We start from the raw sequence: 15,324 nt of genomic DNA on the forward strand, positions 1-15,324 counted from the left end.
GCCCGGAAACGGGCCCGCTCTTTCGCATCGGTAGGGACTATGGACAGCAATATCCGCATTCGTCTGAAGGCGTTCGATCACCGTGTGCTCGATCAGGCCACTGGCGACATCGCCGACACCGCACGCCGCACCGGCGCGCTCATCCGTGGTCCGATTCCCCTTCCGACGCGCATCGAAAAGTTCACCGTGAACCGCGGCCCGCACATCGACAAGAAGTCGCGCGAGCAGTTCGAGGTGCGCACGTACAAGCGTATGCTGGATATCGTCCAGCCGACGCCGCAGACGGTCGATGCGCTGATGAAGCTGGACCTCGCAGCAGGGGTGGACGTAGAGATCAAGCTGGCCTAAGGGCTGGCGTGGCGCGGTCGACCAGCAATGGTCCCGCGCCGCTCTACATTGGGATACCGCCGTCGGTGAAAACCGACGGGGCAGCGTCCCCCGTCACGCTTCCGCATTTGCAGGAGCACCAGCCCGGGACGGGGGCACGTTTCGTATTTACCGGGTTGAACCGACTCCATTCAGGGGCTTTTGCCGGGGATGGGGTCAGGTGGACGCATCATGGAGCTCGCTCCGGACATGGTCCGCAAGCCCCCGAGGAATAGTCCGACGGGGCCTCTGTCTAGGAAGGGACAAGATCATGCGTACTGGCGTGATCGCGAAGAAGATGGGGATGACCCGCCTGTTCCAGGAAGATGGTCGGCACGTGCCGGTCACCGTTCTGGCACTCGAAGGCAATCAGGTCGTTTCCGTTCGCGAAATGGATCGTGACGGCTACACTGCCGTCCAGCTTGGTGCAGGTGTCGCCAAGTCAAAGAATGTCGCAAAGCCGCAGCGCGGCCATTTCGGCAAGGCCGAAGTGGAGCCCAAGGCTGTCGTCCATGAGTTCCGCGTGAACGCAGACGGCCTGCTCGACGTCGGCGCCGAGATCTCGGCCGACCACTACGTCGCAGGCCAGATCGTCGATATCCAGGGCAAGACCCAGGGTAAGGGCTTCCAGGGCGGCATGAAGCGTTGGGGCTTCGGCGGTCTGCGGGCAACCCACGGCGTGTCGGTCTCGCACCGTTCGCTCGGTTCGACCGGTCAGCGCCAGGATCCGGGCAAGGTCTTCAAGAACAAGAAGATGGCCGGCCACATGGGCGACAAGTATCGCACCCAGCAGAACCTCGAGATCGTATCGACGGACGTCGAGCGTGGTCTCCTGTTCGTCAAGGGTTCGGTTCCTGGCTCCAAGGGCGGCTGGCTCTTCGTCAAGGACTCGGTGAAGGTCGCGCGCCACGCCGACGCACCGTTCCCCGCCGGTCTCAAGACCGCAAACAGCAACACCGCAGCAGACACGCCGGCCGAAATGACCGACGCACCTGCAGCCGACGGCCAGGAGGGCTGAGCGTGAAGATCAAGGTTTCATCTTTCGCCGGCACTGACGCAGCGGACATCGAGCTCAACGACGAGGTCTTCGGTCTCGATCCGCGCGCCGACATCCTGCACCGTGTCGTCACCTGGCAGCTCGAGAAGCGTCGTGAGACGGCTCGTGGCACCCGTGAGCGCGCAGACGTCGCTCGCACCGGCAAGAAGTTCGGTCGCCAGAAGGGCGGCGGTACGGCTCGTCACGGCGATCGTCGCGCACCTGTGTTCATCGGTGGTGGTAAGGCTCACGGCGCACGCGTCCGTGACTTCAACCCGTCGCTGAACAAGAAGGTTCGCTCGCTCGGCCTGCGGATGGCTCTCAGCAGCCACGCCAAGGCGGGTTCGCTGGTCATCATGGACAGCCTGGCTGTCGAGGGTGGCAAGACCAAGACGCTGCAGGGCGATCTCGCAAAGCTCGGCTTCGGCAAGCGTGCGCTCGTCATCGACGGCGACATGGTCGACACCAGCTTCGCATTCGCTGCGGGCAACCTGTACGAAGTGAACGTGATGCCGGCTGCCGGCGCGAACGTTTACGACATCCTGAAGCATGACACGCTGGTGCTGACGCGCGCCGCTGTCGAAAAGCTGGAGGCGCGCTTCCATGGCTAAGAAGCAGAAGGCGGGCATCGATAATCGTCATTACGACGTTATCCTGGCCCCGCACATCACCGAGAAGACGACGACCCTGTCGGAGTTCAACGCGGTTGTGTTCAAGGTATCGAACGATGCCACGAAGCCCGAGATCAAGGCGGCCGTCGAGGCGCTGTTCGACGTGAACGTCGTCGGCGTGAACACGCTCGTCCAGAAGGGCAAGACCAAGAAGTGGAAGGGCACGAACTACTCGCGCTCGGACATGAAAAAGGCAATCGTGACGTTGAAGGACGGTCAGTCCATCGACGTGACGACGGGGATCTGAGGCCATGGCACTCAAGCATTATAATCCGACATCGCCGGCACGCCGCGGTCTCATCCTGGTCGACAAGTCGTCGCTCTGGAAGGGTCGCCCCGTCAAGGCGCTGACCGAAGGTAAGCACAAGACCGGCGGTCGTAACAACAAGGGCCATGTGACCTCGCGCGGCATCGCCGGCGGTCACAAGCAGAAGTACCGCTACATCGACTTCAAGCGTCGCAAGTGGGACGTCGAAGGCACTGTCGAGCGGATCGAGTATGATCCCAACCGCACCGCGTTCATCGCCCTGGTCAAGTACCCGGACGAAGAGCTCGCCTACATCCTGGCGCCACAGCGTCTGGCCGTCGGCGACAAGGTCCTCGCGGCCAAGAAGACCGACGTGAAGCCAGGCAATGCCATGGAACTCGGTCAGATGCCGGTCGGCACCATCGTCCACAACGTGGAGATGAAGCCGATGAAGGGTGGCCAGATCGCTCGTTCGGCCGGCACGTACGTGCAGGTCGTCGGTCGCGACAAGGGCATGGTGATGGTCCGCCTGAACTCGGGCGAGCAGCGCTACATCCGCAGCGATTGCATGGCGACGGTTGGCGCGGTCTCGAACCCCGACAACCAGAACCAGAACCTGGGCAAGGCAGGCCGTTCGCGCTGGATGGGTATCCGTCCTCTGACGCGCGGCGTCGCCAAGAACCCGGTCGACCATCCGCACGGCGGTGGTGAAGGCCGTACCTCGGGTGGCCGTCATCCGGTTACGCCTTGGGGCAAGCCGACGAAGGGTGCGCGCACGCGTCATAACAAGTCGACCGACAAGATGATCATCCGGTCGCGTCATTCGACGAAGAGGAAGGGCTAACATGGCTCGTTCAGTCTGGAAGGGCCCCTTCGTGGACCTTCATCTGCTCAAGAAGGCAGAAACCGCCCAGGACACCAACGCGCGTTCGCCGATCAAGACCTGGTCGCGTCGCTCGACTATCCTGCCGTCGTTCGTGGGTCTCACGTTCAACGTCTATAACGGCCGCAAGTTCGTGCCCGTCTCGGTCAACGAAGACATGGTCGGCATGAAGCTCGGTGAGTTCGCGCCCACGCGCTACTTCCCCGGCCACTCCGCCGACAAGAAGGGCAAGCGCTGATGTCTAAGCAAGTCAGCCCGCGCAAGGTCGCGGACAACGAGGCGCTTTCGGTCGGTACGCAGATCCGTGGTTCCGCGCAGAAGCTCGGCCTCGTGGCTGCGCTGATCCGTGGCAAGAAGGTCGGCGATGCGATGAACATCCTCGCCTTCTCGACCAAGGGCATGGCGATCGAAGCGCGCAAGGTGCTGGCCTCGGCCATCGCCAACGCCGAGAACAACCATAACCTCGACGTCGACGCACTCGTCGTCGCCGAGGCTTCGGTCGGCAAGTCGATCACGATGAAGCGCTTCGCTACCCGCGGCCGCGGCAAGTCGACCCGCATCCTCAAGCCATTCAGCCGTCTGCGCATCGTCGTGCGCGAGCAGGAAGAAGCATAATGGGTCAGAAGAGCAACCCCATCGGTCTGCGTCTGCAGATCAACCGTACCTGGGATAGCCGCTGGTACGCCGAAGGCGCCGACTATGGTCGGCTCCTGCTCGAGGATCTCAAGATCCGCGCATTCATCATGAAGACGCTGCCACAGGCCGCGATCTCCAAGGTGGTCATCGAGCGTCCGGCCAAGCTGGCCCGCATCTCCATCTTCGCTGCACGCCCCGGCGTGATCATCGGCAAGAAGGGTGCGGACATTGAGAAGCTGCGTTCGACCATCGGCAAGATGACGTCGTCGACCGTGTCGCTGAACATCGTCGAGATTCGCAAGCCGGAAGTCGATGCGCGTCTCGTCGCGCAGGGCATCGCCGATCAGCTCGAGCGTCGTATCGCCTTCCGTCGCGCCATGAAGCGTGCGGTCCAGTCGGCGATGCGTCTCGGTGCCGAGGGCATCCGGGTGAACTGCGGTGGTCGTCTTGGCGGCGCCGAGATCGCACGGTCGGAGAGCTATCGTGAGGGTCGGGTTCCGTTGCACACGCTGCGCGCGAACATCGATTATGCCGAGGCTACGGCGCACACGTCTTACGGCGTTTGCGGCGTGAAGGTCTGGGTCTTCAAGGGCGAGATTCTCGGCAACGATCCGACGTCGTACGACCGCATCATGATGGAGGCTCAGACCTCCGGCGTGCGGCCGCAGCGCGACGATCGTCGCTAAGGGGCAGGAACAGACATGCTGCAACCAAAAAAGACCAAGTTCCGGAAGGCCTTCAAGGGCAAGATTTCGGGCGACGCCAAGAGTGGCTTCTCGCTCAATTTCGGCTCCTACGGCCTGAAGGCAATGGAACCCGACCGGATCACTGCACGCCAGATCGAGGCGGCCCGCCGCGCGATCACGCGTCACATGAAGCGCCAGGGGCGTTTGTGGATCCGCATTTTCCCAGACCTTCCGGTCTCGGGAAAGCCAGCCGAAGTCCGCATGGGTAAGGGCAAGGGCGCGCCGGAATACTGGGCCGCTCGCGTCAAGCCGGGTCGGATCCTGTTCGAGCTCGACGGCGTCGACGGCAAGATTGCCGCCGAGGCGTTCGAGCGGGCGGCCATGAAGCTGCCGATCAAGGTAAAGGTCGTTGCCCGCCTGGGCGACACCTCGCATCTGGGAGGCGAGTAAGATCATGGCTCGTATCGACGACATGAAGACCAAGAGCGACGACCAGCTGTCGGAGTCGCTCGGCGAACTGAAGCGCGAGCAGTTCAACCTGCGCTTCCAGGCCGCCACGAACCAGCTCGAAAAGCCGAGCCGCGTTCGTGAGGTCCGCCGCGACATCGCTCGCATCAAGACCCTGCAGGCTCAGCGCACCAGCGCTGAAGCCGCGAAGTAAGGAACGTATCATGCCGAAGCGCGTGCTGACCGGTCTGGTCGTGTCCGACAAGGGCGACAAGACGGTGGTCGTGAACGTCGAGCGTAAGGTGAAGCACCCGCTCTACGGGAAGATCATCCGTCGCTCGAAGAAGTATCATGCTCATGACGAGAGCAACGAGTTCAAGCAGGGCGAGACCGTGCGGATCGAAGAGACCGCACCAATCTCCAAGCTGAAGACCTGGAAGGTGATCGAGCGGGTCAACACCCACGCGACGCCGGAGCGGGCTTCGGCCGAGGGCTGAACTGGTACGCTCCAAACCCCGTCATCCCAGCGAAAGCTGGGATCTCGTGGAAAGGGGTGATCGGCTCGAACCGGTTCCCGTCATCCTGACGAAAGTCAGGATCCAGAGCCAGGAGCGTAACGCTTCATAACTCTGGATCCCAGCTTTCGCTGGGATGACGGTTTACATTGGAACCTTGTGTTCCATCGATGGAACGGCTAAGCGGCCGCTCCTCCCCGCTGCGGTTCGTCCGTGGCGGGGTGATTTTTTAGGCGGGGTTCGGTCGGTATCGACCCCAGAGACAGAGAAGGGATACGGATCCATGATCCAGATGCAGTCCAATCTCGACGTCGCTGACAACAGCGGCGCGAAGCGGGTGCAGTGCATCAAGGTGCTTGGGGGTTCCAAGCGTCGGGTTGCAGGCGTTGGCGACATCATCGTCGTCAGCATCAAGGAAGCGCAGCCACGTGGCCGTGTGAAGAAGGGCGACGTTCACCGCGCGGTGATCGTACGTACCGCCAAGGATATCCGCCGTGCAGACGGTACGGTCATCCGCTTCGACGGCAACGCCGCGGTGCTGGTCAACAAGAACGAGGAGCCGATCGGCACCCGTATCTTCGGCCCAGTCGTTCGCGAGCTGCGCGGCAAGAAGCACATGAAGATCATCAGCCTTGCGCCGGAGGTGCTGTAATGGCGTCGCAGCGTATCAAGAAGGGTGACAAGGTCATCGTCCTGTCCGGCAAGGACAAGGGCAAGACCGGTGAAGTCACCGTCTCCATGCCGAAGACCGACAAGGTCGTCGTATCGGGCGTCAACATCGCCGTGCGCCACACCAAGCCGACTCAGGGTGACCCGCAGGGTGGCCTGATCCGCAAGGAAGCACCGATGCACGTTTCGAAGGTCGCGCACGTGACCGCCGACGGCAAGCCGACCCGCGTCCGCTTCGAGGAGCAGGACGGCAAGAAGGTCCGCGTCGCCGTCAAGACCGGGGAGAAGATCAATGGTTGATCAGAACACTGGCGCTGAGAACACCGGCACCGAGGCCGTCTACGTCGCGCGCATGCGCAAGCTGTACGACGAGACGATCATCAAGGCGATGACCGAGAAGTTCGGTTACAAGAACGTCATGGAGATCCCGCGGCTCGACAAGATCGTGCTGAACATGGGCGTCGGCGAAGCCACGCAGGACAAGAAGAAGGTCGACCAGGCTGCTTCCGAAATGGAGCTGATCGCCGGCCAGAAGCCTGTCGTGACGAAGGCCAAGAAGTCGATCGCGCAGTTCAAGCTGCGTGAAGGCATGCCGATCGGCGTGAAGGTCACCCTTCGCCGCGAGCGCATGTACGAGTTCCTCGACCGTTTCATCACGATCGCTCTTCCCCGCGTCCGCGATTTCCGCGGCCTCAACCCGAAGAGCTTCGATGGCCGTGGCAACTATGCCTGCGGTATCAAGGAGCAGATCGTGTTCCCAGAAATCAGCTATGACCGGGTCGACAAGGTCCGCGGCATGGATGTGATCGTAACGACGACCGCAAAGACCGACGACGAGGCTCGCGAGCTTCTCCGTCTGTTCGGTTTCCCGTTCCCGATCGAAGACGACGCTGCTGACGAGAAGAAGGCAGCTTAACTACCAACCGCCGCCCCTGACCTCGTGTCACGGGCGGCGCTTCAGGAAAGAAAGAACTTAAGTCGATGGCGAAACTGAGTTCAGTCAACAAGAACGAGCGCCGCAAGCGCATGGTCAAGCAGTATGCCCCGAAGTACGCGGCACTGAAGGCAATCGCAGCGGACAAGACGCTCGACGACGGTGAGCGTCTGATCGCTCGCCTCAAGATGGCGGCACTGCCGCGCAACGCGAACCCGACCCGCATCCGTAACCGGTGCGAGCTGACCGGTCGCCCGCGCGCCTATTACCGCAAGTTCCGGCTCTGCCGTATTCAGCTGCGTGATCTGGCCAACAAGGGCCTCATCCCCGGCGTCACGAAGTCGAGCTGGTAAGGACTAAATCATGGCAGTGACCGATCCCCTGGGTGATTTGCTCACCCGTATCCGTAATGGCCAGCGCGCGAAGAAGGACTCCGTCCTCACGCCGGCGTCGAAGCTGCGCGTCCGCGTGCTCGACGTTCTGCAGCGCGAAGGCTATATCCGTGGCTACAGCGAAGAGCAGATGGGCCCCGCGGCCGGCCTTCGCATCGAGCTGAAGTATTTCGAGGGCCAGCCTGCGATTAAGCACGTTGCGCGCGTCTCGAAGCCCGGCCGTCGCGTCTATTCCGGCTCGCAGGAACTCCCGCGCGTCCGTAACGGCCTCGGCATCACCATCGTCTCGACGCCCCGCGGCGTGCTTTCGGATTCCGAAGCGCGCGAGCAGAACGTCGGCGGCGAAGTCCTCGCGGAGGTGTTCTGATGAGCCGCATTGGTAAGAAGCCGGTCACCGTACCGGCAGGCATCACGCCGACCATCGAGAACAAGCAGCTGACGATGAAGGGCCCCAAGGGTACCCTCAAGATGCCGCTTCGCGACGAGATCAGCTACACGATCGAAGACGGCGGCATTTCGGTGCAGCCGGCCAACGACACCAAGCGTGCTCGCGCGTTCTGGGGCATGCAGCGGACCATGGTGCAGAACCTGGTCACCGGCGTGTCGGAAGGCTTCACCAAGAAGCTGCTGATCACCGGTGTCGGCTATCGTGCCGCCGCGCAGGGTCGCAACCTCAAGCTGCAGCTCGGCTACAGCCACGACGTCAACATCGACGTGCCGGAGGGGATCGAAGTCAAGACCCCCGACAACACGACGATCGAGATCTCGGGTTCGGACAAGCAGATGGTCGGTCAGCTGGCCGCGGAAATTCGTCAGTGGCGCAAGCCCGAGCCTTACAAGGGCAAGGGTATCAAGTACGACGGCGAGTTCATCTTCCGCAAGGAAGGGAAGAAGAAGTAATGACCAAGGGACTTTCTCTTTTCGCCAAGCGGCGTCGCCGCAACCGTACCGCGCTCCGCGCACGTGCAGGCACCCGTCCGCGGTTGTCGGTGCATCGCTCGGGCAAGCACATCTATGCCCAGGTGATCGACGATGCCGCCGGCACGACGGTCGCATCGGCCTCGACGCTGGAGAAGGACGTGCGCGGCACGTCCGGCGCCAACATCGACGCGGCGACTTCGGTCGGCAAGCGCGTCGCCGAGGCTGCCAAGGCAGCGGGCGTGACCCAGGTCGTGTTCGATCGCGGCGGCTTCCTCTACCACGGTCGCGTGAAGGCTCTTGCCGATGCCGCGCGCGAAGCCGGATTGGAGTTCTAAGACATGGCTGACGAAAACAACACGCCGGCAGTAATCGCTCCCGAGACGACCGCACAGGACGTCACGGCTCAGAATGTCCCGCAGAGCACTGGCTACCAGGGCAACAACGGTGGCGGTCGCGGTCGCGGCGGTCCCGGTGGCGGCGGCGGCGGTGGTCGTGGTGGCCCCGGTGGCAACCGCAGCGGTGGCCCAGGCGGCAACCGCGGTGGTCGCGACGGCGGTCGCGGTCGCGACAATCGTGGCGGTCGTCCTGGTGCGGACGATGGCGGCGAAGAGCTGATCGAAAAGCTGGTGCACATCAACCGCGTCTCGAAGACGGTCAAGGGCGGTAAGCGCTTCGGCTTCGCAGCGCTGGTCGTCGTCGGCGACGGCAAGGGTCGTGCAGGCTTCGGCCATGGCAAGGCACGCGAAGTGCCGGAAGCCATCTCGAAGGCGACGGCTGCTGCCAAGAAGAAGATGGTTCGCGTTCCGTTGAAGGACGGTCGCACGCTGCATCATGACGGCAACGGTCACTTCGGTGCCGGCAAGGTCACGCTGCGGTCGGCGCCTCAGGGTACGGGCATCATCGCCGGTGGCCCGATGCGCGCAGTCTTCGAATCGCTGGGCGTTGCGGACGTTGTGACCAAGTCGGTCGGCACGTCGAACCCCTACAACATGATCCGCGCCACGTTCGAGGCCCTTGGCGAGCAGACCTCGCCCAAGGCCGTCGCACAGCGTCGCGGCAAGAAGATCGCCGACCTGCTCGGCCATGGTGGTTCGAAGACCGCCGAGGCCGATGCAGCTGCGATCACGGAGTAAGCGATCATGGCAACCATCAAGATCACGCAGACCGGTTCGCCGATCCGCCGCGAGAAGGACCAGCGCGCAACGCTGATCGGTCTCGGTCTCAACAAGATGCACAAGACCCGCGAGCTGGAAGACAGCCCAGAGGTCCGCGGCATGATCCGCAAAGTGCAGCACATGGTGTCGGTAGAAGGCTGAGCCTTCACGCTACCTAGTGACAAATACCGGGAAGGGGGCTAACGGCCCCCTTTCTTATTTCCGGATTCGAACCCGGCGATTTCAAACCAGCGCGTAACAAGCGAAAGCGAGTGCATTACCATGAAGCTCAACGAACTCCGCGATAACGAAGGTGCCCGTAAGTCCAAGATGCGCGTCGGACGCGGCATCGGCTCGGGCAAGGGCAAGACCGCAGGCCGCGGCCAGAAGGGCCAGAAGAGCCGCGAGGGCGTGTCCATCGCCGGCTTCGAAGGCGGCCAGATGCCGTTGCACATGCGTCTGCCTAAGCGCGGCTTCAACAACATCTTCCGCAAGGACTTCGCAGAGGTCAACCTCGGCGCGATCCAGCTCGCGGTCGACGCCGGCAAGATCGAGGCTAACGCCACGCTCGACCACGACGCGCTGAAGGCCGCTGGCCTGGCACGCGGCGGCAAGGACGGCGTCCGCCTCCTCGCCAAGGGCGAGCTGACCACGGTCCTCTCGTTCACCGTCGACGGCGCGTCGAAGGGCGCGATCGAAGCGGTCGAGAAGATCGGCGGCAAGGTCGAGGTGATCCACTTCGTCCCCGCAGCCGAGAAGGCTGCCGCCAAGAAGGGCGTGAAGTACAAGGAGCGTGCGGCGCACAAGGCGTCGTTCAAGGCCTGACCTTGATGGGGGAGGGGGCGCCGAATGCGCCTCCTCCCTTTTCGTTTGTGGCGCCTGAGACGCTCCGCCGCGGCACCCTTCACCATCTCTCCCCATCCCGTTCGTGCCGAGTAGAGGTCGAGCGCAGTCGAGAACTCGTATCGAGGTACAAGACCCAAGCGGGCAGTCCTTCGATACGCCGTCTCGACAAGCTCGACGTCTACTCGGGACGAACGGGATGGGGTTTCTTGGTCCGGGGTAACCCGTGTGGCAGGGTAAATCGATGGACGAGATGGTTCCCCCACTCGTCCATATGCCACCTAGCCATTAGACAAGCGCGCCCGTGCGCCTATATGAGCGGCGGGGGCGGTCACAACGCATCCCGCCTTCTTTGTTTCCAGGACGATCACACGCATGGCATCCGCAGCCGACCAGATGGCGCAAAGCATCAGCCTTTCGAAATTCGCGAAGGCGACCGACCTCAAGAAGCGGTTGTGGTTCACGATCGGTGCGCTGATCATTTTCCGCCTGCTCAGCTATGTCCCGCTGCCGGGTGTCGACCCGACCGCGCTCGGCCTGCTCTCGCAGCAGACGCAGGGCGGCGTGCTCGATTTCTTCAACACCTTCTCGGGTGGTTCGCTCAGCCGCATGTCGCTGATCGCGCTCGGCGTGATGCCCTACATCACCGCCTCGATCGTGGTGCAGCTCGCGACTTCGCTGTCGCCGACGCTCGCCGCCATCAAGAAGGACGGCGAATCGGGCCGCAAGCGCCTCAACCAGTACACGCGCTACGGCACCGTCGGCCTGACCGCGGTGCAGGGCTATTTCATCGCCGTCGGCCTTGAGACGCTCGGCGCGGCACAGGGCATCCAGGCGGTCATCGAGCCCGGCATGATGTTCCGCGTCGCGGCGGTCATCTCGCTGATCGGCGGTACGATGTTCCTGATGTGGCTCGGCGAGCAGATCACCAGCCGCGGCATCGGCAACGGAGTCTCGTTGATCATCATGGCCGGCATCGTCGCGCATCTGCCCGTTACGCTGGTCAACCTGCTCGAAGGCGGCCGCTCCGGCTCGCTCGATCCGATCAAGCTGATCGGCATCGTCGTCGCGGTGGTCGTGCTGATCCTGTTCATCTGCTTCATGGAGCGCGCGCAACGCCGCATCCTGATCCAGTATCCCAAGCGCCAGACGCAGCGCGGCATGCAGGCCGATCGCAGCCATCTCCCGCTGAAGATCAACACTGCCGGCGTGATCCCGCCGATCTTCGCGTCGTCGCTGTTGCTGATGCCGCTGACGATTTCGCAGTTCGCCGGCCAGCGCGTCGCTGGTGAATCGAAGTGGGGTGACTTCATCATCACCCTCAACCAGTATCTGCAACACGGCAGCCCTGTGTACATGCTGCTGTACGGCGCCGGCATCATCTTCTTCTCGTTCTTCTACACCGCGGTCGTCTTCAACCCCGAGGAAACCGCCGACAATCTGAAGCGCAACGGCGGGTTCATCCCCGGCATCCGCCCGGGCAAGAACACCGAGAACTACTTCGATTACGTGCTGACGCGCATCACCGTGATCGGTGCGGCGTATCTGACGATCATCTGCCTGTTGCCGGAATATCTGGTGACCGCGTTGCAGATCCCGTTCTATCTCGGTGGCACCAGCCTGCTGATCGTCGTCAACGTGACGATGGACACGGTGACGCAGATCCAGTCGCACCTGCTGGCGCACCAGTATGGCGACCTGATCAAGAAGGCGAAGCTCAAGGGCAATCGACTTCGCTAAGCCGCGCGTCTAACGCGGTAAAAATCCTGCACGAACGAGGGGAGTGCGTTTCGTGAATATCATCCTTCTTGGACCGCCCGGCGCGGGCAAGGGCACCCAAGCCGCCACGCTCGTCAGCGAGCGCGGCATGGTGCAGCTTTCGACCGGCGACATGCTGCGCGCAGCGGTCGCCGCCGGAACCCCGGTCGGCCTTCAGGCGAAGTCCGTGATGGAGTCCGGTGGTCTCGTTTCGGACGAGATCGTCTCAGGCATCATCGGCGAGCGTCTCGACCAGCCGGACACCGCGAACGGCGTCATCTTCGACGGCTATCCGCGCACGGCCGCGCAGGCCGAAGCGCTCGACGGTCTTCTCGCCGATCGCGGTCGCACGCTCGACTACGTCATCGAACTGGGCGTCGACGAGGCCGCATTGATCGACCGCGTCGTCGGCCGCTACACCTGCGCCAAGTGCGGCACGGGCTATCACGATCGCTACAAGAAGCCGGTCGTTGCCGGCGTCTGCGACGTCTGCGGCTCGACCGAGTTCAAGCGCCGTCCGGACGACAATGCCGAGACGGTCCACAACCGCATGGCCGAATACCGCGCGAAGACGGCACCGATCCTGCCGATCTACGACGCCCGAGGCTTGGTCCACCGCGTCGACGGGATGGCCGACATCGCGCACGTGGGCGCTGCGATCGCTGCGATTCTAGACAAGAAGTAAGGGCGTTCCGCCCCCCTCTCCGTCATCCCGGCGAACGCCGGGACCCACGGATACGGCGGACCATGTGATGGCGCGCGACCACTACCCACTCCGCAACCATGGGTCCCGGCGTTCGCCGGGATGACTGGGAGGGGGATCGTGTGTCCGCGTCTTGAAGTGCTTTATCGAACAACCATCAACATGACGAAATTGTCACCCCTCGGTCATCGCCCTGACCCCTGCCCGATCCTAGAGCGAACACGGGGCCAGCAATGGCAACGCGAGTTTCCAGAGATCGGTGCCCGTCACTCCCGGGGGTACCGTGGGGGCCGGCGGGAAGGGTTCTTTCCGCCGGCCTTTCCGTTTATAAGGGCAGGAGATGGTGACCGAAATCGGTGGCAGGGAAGGTGATACCGCGTTGAGCCGCAAGATCCTGATCGTCGAGGACGACGCCTCGACATCCGCCTATCTTGCCAAGGGTCTGGCTGAGGCCGGCCATGCAATCGAAGCGTGTGCAGACGGCCGCGACGGCCTGTTCTTGGCAAGCGAAGGCATCTTCGACCTCATCATCGCCGACCGCATGCTGCCGGGCCTGGATGGCCTGTCGATGGTCAGCGCGATTCGTGCCGCCGGTATCATCACGCCGGTCCTGATCCTGTCCGCGCTCGCCGCCGTCGACGACCGCGTCGATGGGCTCAAGGCCGGCGCCGACGACTATCTCTGCAAGCCCTTCTCGTTCGCGGAACTCTCCGCACGAATTGAGGCCATGCTCCGCCGCTCCGACCGCGCCGCGACCGAGCCGCAAAAGACTAAGCTCTCCGTCGGCGACCTTGAGATCGACCTGCTCGCCCGCGCGGTCTCGCGCGCTGGCCGGTCGATCCCGCTCGGCGCACGCGAATTCAACCTGCTCGAATTTCTTGCCCGCCATGCGGGCCAGGTCGTCACTCGCACGATGATGCTCGAGAAGATCTGGAACTATCACTTCGACCCGGGCTCCAACGTCGTCGACGTCCATATCGGCCGTCTCCGCCGCAAGCTGGAGGAAGGTTTCCCGACGCCGATCTTGCACACGGTCCGCGGCGCAGGCTACCGGCTCGCCGTAGAAGGGTGATTCGCCTTTCGGTAACAGCCCGAATCGCGCTGCTTTCGATCGCGCTGGCGCTGATCTCCAATCTCGCGCTGGTCGGCTTCGTCTGGAAGACCACCAGCGCGGACGCGATCGACGCGATCCGGCGCGAGACCACCGAACAATCGGAAGCCCTGCGCGCGGTCTGGCGGAACGGTGGCCTCCCCGCGATCCGTCAGGCGATCGACAGCGCAGTCGTCCCCGGCGACGTCTCGCTGGTCCTCGCGGTGGTCGACCCGAAGGGCAGGGCCGTCGTCGGCATCGCGCCCGAACGGCTCGCAGTCCCGCTTCGCATCACGCAGTTCCGCATCGCACGACTCGGCGCCGACGAACTCTGGTCAGCACGCGAGACGGGATACGCGCTCCACCCGCTTGGCAGCTACTGGCTGCTGACCGGCCGCAATCTCGACCTCATTGCCGCGGAGGAACGCGCGATCGAACGTGCCCTCGCGGTTGCCGTGTTCCTGTCGCTCGCGCTCGGCGTGGTCGGCGGGCTGGTCCTCACGCGATACGTCAGCCGCAGGCTCGACGGCATCGCCAAGGCCATCGAGGCGGCTGGCGAGGGCGACCTCTCTCGCCGCGTCGATATGATCGCGGGCGGGGGTGACGCGTTCGACCGCCTTGCCGCCCGCCTCAACGTCATGCTGGGCAAGCTCGAAGGGGTGATGGCCGAACTTCGGATCGTCACCGACAGCCTCGCCCACGACCTCCGCTCGCCGCTAGCGCGTCTGCGCACGAAGACCGAGCAGGCGGTGCTCATCGCCGATCCCGACGCTCGGGAAGCTGCGCTGGGCGGCCTCCTGGTCGAAACCGACCTAGTGATGCGCATGCTGACGATGGTGATCGAGATCAGCCGCTCGGGCTCGGTCTCGCGCGATCGCTTCATTGAGGTATCGCCCGCGAACCTGCTCGAGGAGATCGGCGAACTCTACGCGCCGGTGGCGGAGGATGCCGGCCTCGTCTTCACGATCGCGATCGACGACCGCCCGCCGCCGATGAAGCTCCACCGCGAGTTGATCAGCCAGGCGATCACCAACTTGATCGACAACGCGCTCCGTCACGGCGCCGGCGGTGGCGAAGTCACGCTCCGGATCGTCCACCGCACCGACGGCGTGGCGATCCAGGTCGAGGACCGCGGCCCCGGCATTGCCGCCTCCGACCGCGCTCAGGCGTTGAAGCGCTTCGGCCGCCTCGACAGTGCGCGGTCCACCCCCGGTGCGGGCCTCGGCATGGCCCTGATCGAAGCCGTCGCGCGGCTGCACGACGGCCATTTCGAACTCGCTGACAACGCCCCCGGCCTCGTCGCCCGCATAGTCCTCCCAGTCTGATCCTCCCCCGCAAGGGGGAGGTGGCGGGCGCTTGCCAGACGGAGGGGG

Annotated in this window: 25 protein-coding genes; all 25 read left to right on the plus strand. The window is 63.7% G+C overall.

Going from position 1 to position 15,324, the window contains the following annotated elements; genetic code table 11:
* The first annotated feature begins 39 nt into the window (after positions 1-39).
* The 25 genes from rpsJ (at position 40) to C8J43_RS15825 (ending at position 15,276) form a co-directional block, all read left to right on the plus strand.
* A complete protein-coding gene (rpsJ, locus tag C8J43_RS15705) occupies positions 40-348 on the plus strand; it encodes a 30S ribosomal protein S10 (RefSeq protein ID WP_007406109.1) in 309 nt (102 codons plus the stop codon).
* 289 nt (positions 349-637) lie between these two features.
* On the plus strand, positions 638-1,384 hold the full coding sequence (gene rplC, locus C8J43_RS15710) for a 50S ribosomal protein L3 (protein ID WP_133031706.1): 747 nt from the start codon (positions 638-640) through the stop codon (positions 1,382-1,384).
* 2 nt (positions 1,385-1,386) lie between these two features.
* Positions 1,387-2,013 carry a 50S ribosomal protein L4 gene (gene rplD, locus C8J43_RS15715; RefSeq protein WP_056047616.1) on the plus strand — a complete coding sequence of 209 codons (627 nt, stop codon included), beginning with the start codon at positions 1,387-1,389 and terminating at the stop codon, positions 2,011-2,013.
* The gene (locus tag C8J43_RS15720; protein WP_056047618.1) at positions 2,006-2,320 is read left to right on the plus strand and encodes a 50S ribosomal protein L23; all 315 of its coding nucleotides are present in this window, start codon (positions 2,006-2,008) and stop codon (positions 2,318-2,320) included. Before rplD ends, C8J43_RS15720 begins: the two co-directional genes overlap by 8 nt.
* Positions 2,321-2,324: 4 nt before the next feature.
* Positions 2,325-3,164: a 50S ribosomal protein L2 gene (gene rplB / locus C8J43_RS15725; RefSeq protein WP_055872649.1), complete on the plus strand. Its 840-nt coding sequence runs from the start codon at positions 2,325-2,327 to the stop codon at positions 3,162-3,164.
* A gap of 1 nt (position 3,165) precedes the next feature.
* A complete protein-coding gene (gene rpsS / locus C8J43_RS15730) occupies positions 3,166-3,441 on the plus strand; it encodes a 30S ribosomal protein S19 (RefSeq protein WP_031393761.1) in 276 nt (91 codons plus the stop codon).
* A complete protein-coding gene (gene rplV / locus C8J43_RS15735) occupies positions 3,441-3,818 on the plus strand; it encodes a 50S ribosomal protein L22 (RefSeq protein WP_056047621.1) in 378 nt (125 codons plus the stop codon). Before rpsS ends, rplV begins: the two co-directional genes overlap by 1 nt.
* A complete protein-coding gene (rpsC, locus tag C8J43_RS15740; RefSeq protein ID WP_055872646.1) occupies positions 3,818-4,525 on the plus strand; it encodes a 30S ribosomal protein S3 in 708 nt (235 codons plus the stop codon). Before rplV ends, rpsC begins: the two co-directional genes overlap by 1 nt.
* 15 nt (positions 4,526-4,540) lie before the next feature.
* Positions 4,541-4,975, plus strand: coding sequence for a 50S ribosomal protein L16 (rplP, locus tag C8J43_RS15745; RefSeq protein ID WP_031393758.1), 435 nt, complete (start codon positions 4,541-4,543; stop codon positions 4,973-4,975).
* Between the two features lie 4 nt (positions 4,976-4,979).
* Positions 4,980-5,186, plus strand: a complete 207-nt coding sequence (gene rpmC / locus C8J43_RS15750) for a 50S ribosomal protein L29 (protein WP_055872644.1) — start codon at positions 4,980-4,982, stop codon at positions 5,184-5,186.
* Positions 5,187-5,196: 10 nt separating this feature from the next.
* The gene (rpsQ, locus tag C8J43_RS15755) at positions 5,197-5,469 is read left to right on the plus strand and encodes a 30S ribosomal protein S17 (RefSeq protein WP_031393756.1); all 273 of its coding nucleotides are present in this window, start codon (positions 5,197-5,199) and stop codon (positions 5,467-5,469) included.
* Positions 5,470-5,770: 301 nt separating this feature from the next.
* On the plus strand, positions 5,771-6,139 hold the full coding sequence (gene rplN / locus C8J43_RS15760) for a 50S ribosomal protein L14 (RefSeq protein WP_031393755.1): 369 nt from the start codon (positions 5,771-5,773) through the stop codon (positions 6,137-6,139).
* Positions 6,139-6,456 carry a 50S ribosomal protein L24 gene (gene rplX / locus C8J43_RS15765; RefSeq protein WP_056047623.1) on the plus strand — a complete coding sequence of 106 codons (318 nt, stop codon included), beginning with the start codon at positions 6,139-6,141 and terminating at the stop codon, positions 6,454-6,456. The genes rplN and rplX overlap by 1 nt, the downstream gene beginning before the upstream one ends.
* Positions 6,457-6,508: 52 nt before the next feature.
* Positions 6,509-7,072, plus strand: coding sequence for a 50S ribosomal protein L5 (gene rplE / locus C8J43_RS15770; RefSeq protein ID WP_082441396.1), 564 nt, complete (start codon positions 6,509-6,511; stop codon positions 7,070-7,072).
* Positions 7,073-7,137: 65 nt separating this feature from the next.
* A complete protein-coding gene (rpsN, locus tag C8J43_RS15775; protein WP_056015537.1) occupies positions 7,138-7,443 on the plus strand; it encodes a 30S ribosomal protein S14 in 306 nt (101 codons plus the stop codon).
* Between the two features lie 10 nt (positions 7,444-7,453).
* Complete coding sequence (rpsH, locus tag C8J43_RS15780) at positions 7,454-7,849, plus strand: 30S ribosomal protein S8 (protein ID WP_031393751.1); 396 nt, start codon at positions 7,454-7,456, stop codon at positions 7,847-7,849.
* Entirely contained in the window at positions 7,849-8,382 is a 534-nt protein-coding gene (gene rplF / locus C8J43_RS15785) for a 50S ribosomal protein L6 (protein ID WP_056047628.1), read from the plus strand. Before rpsH ends, rplF begins: the two co-directional genes overlap by 1 nt.
* On the plus strand, positions 8,382-8,738 hold the full coding sequence (gene rplR / locus C8J43_RS15790; protein WP_031393749.1) for a 50S ribosomal protein L18: 357 nt from the start codon (positions 8,382-8,384) through the stop codon (positions 8,736-8,738). The genes rplF and rplR overlap by 1 nt, the downstream gene beginning before the upstream one ends.
* Before the next feature lie 3 nt (positions 8,739-8,741).
* Complete coding sequence (rpsE, locus tag C8J43_RS15795; protein ID WP_060524133.1) at positions 8,742-9,536, plus strand: 30S ribosomal protein S5; 795 nt, start codon at positions 8,742-8,744, stop codon at positions 9,534-9,536.
* Between the two features lie 6 nt (positions 9,537-9,542).
* Positions 9,543-9,719, plus strand: a complete 177-nt coding sequence (rpmD, locus tag C8J43_RS15800; RefSeq protein WP_055872633.1) for a 50S ribosomal protein L30 — start codon at positions 9,543-9,545, stop codon at positions 9,717-9,719.
* A 120-nt stretch (positions 9,720-9,839) separates the two neighbouring features.
* Complete coding sequence (gene rplO / locus C8J43_RS15805; protein ID WP_056047631.1) at positions 9,840-10,382, plus strand: 50S ribosomal protein L15; 543 nt, start codon at positions 9,840-9,842, stop codon at positions 10,380-10,382.
* A 393-nt stretch (positions 10,383-10,775) separates the two neighbouring features.
* Entirely contained in the window at positions 10,776-12,140 is a 1,365-nt protein-coding gene (secY, locus tag C8J43_RS15810; protein ID WP_055872627.1) for a preprotein translocase subunit SecY, read from the plus strand.
* A gap of 52 nt (positions 12,141-12,192) precedes the next feature.
* Positions 12,193-12,843 (plus strand): adenylate kinase, encoded by a 651-nt coding sequence (locus tag C8J43_RS15815; protein WP_056050247.1) that lies wholly within the window; start codon positions 12,193-12,195, stop codon positions 12,841-12,843.
* A 397-nt stretch (positions 12,844-13,240) separates the two neighbouring features.
* On the plus strand, positions 13,241-13,933 hold the full coding sequence (locus C8J43_RS15820) for a response regulator transcription factor (RefSeq protein WP_133031707.1): 693 nt from the start codon (positions 13,241-13,243) through the stop codon (positions 13,931-13,933).
* Entirely contained in the window at positions 13,930-15,276 is a 1,347-nt protein-coding gene (locus tag C8J43_RS15825; RefSeq protein WP_056486867.1) for a HAMP domain-containing sensor histidine kinase, read from the plus strand. The genes C8J43_RS15820 and C8J43_RS15825 overlap by 4 nt, the downstream gene beginning before the upstream one ends.
* Positions 15,277-15,324 lie beyond the last annotated feature (48 nt).

Origin of the sequence: Sphingomonas sp. PP-CE-1G-424, from assembly GCF_004341085.1 — a bacterium.
Taxonomy (GTDB): Bacteria; Pseudomonadota; Alphaproteobacteria; order Sphingomonadales; family Sphingomonadaceae; genus Sphingomonas.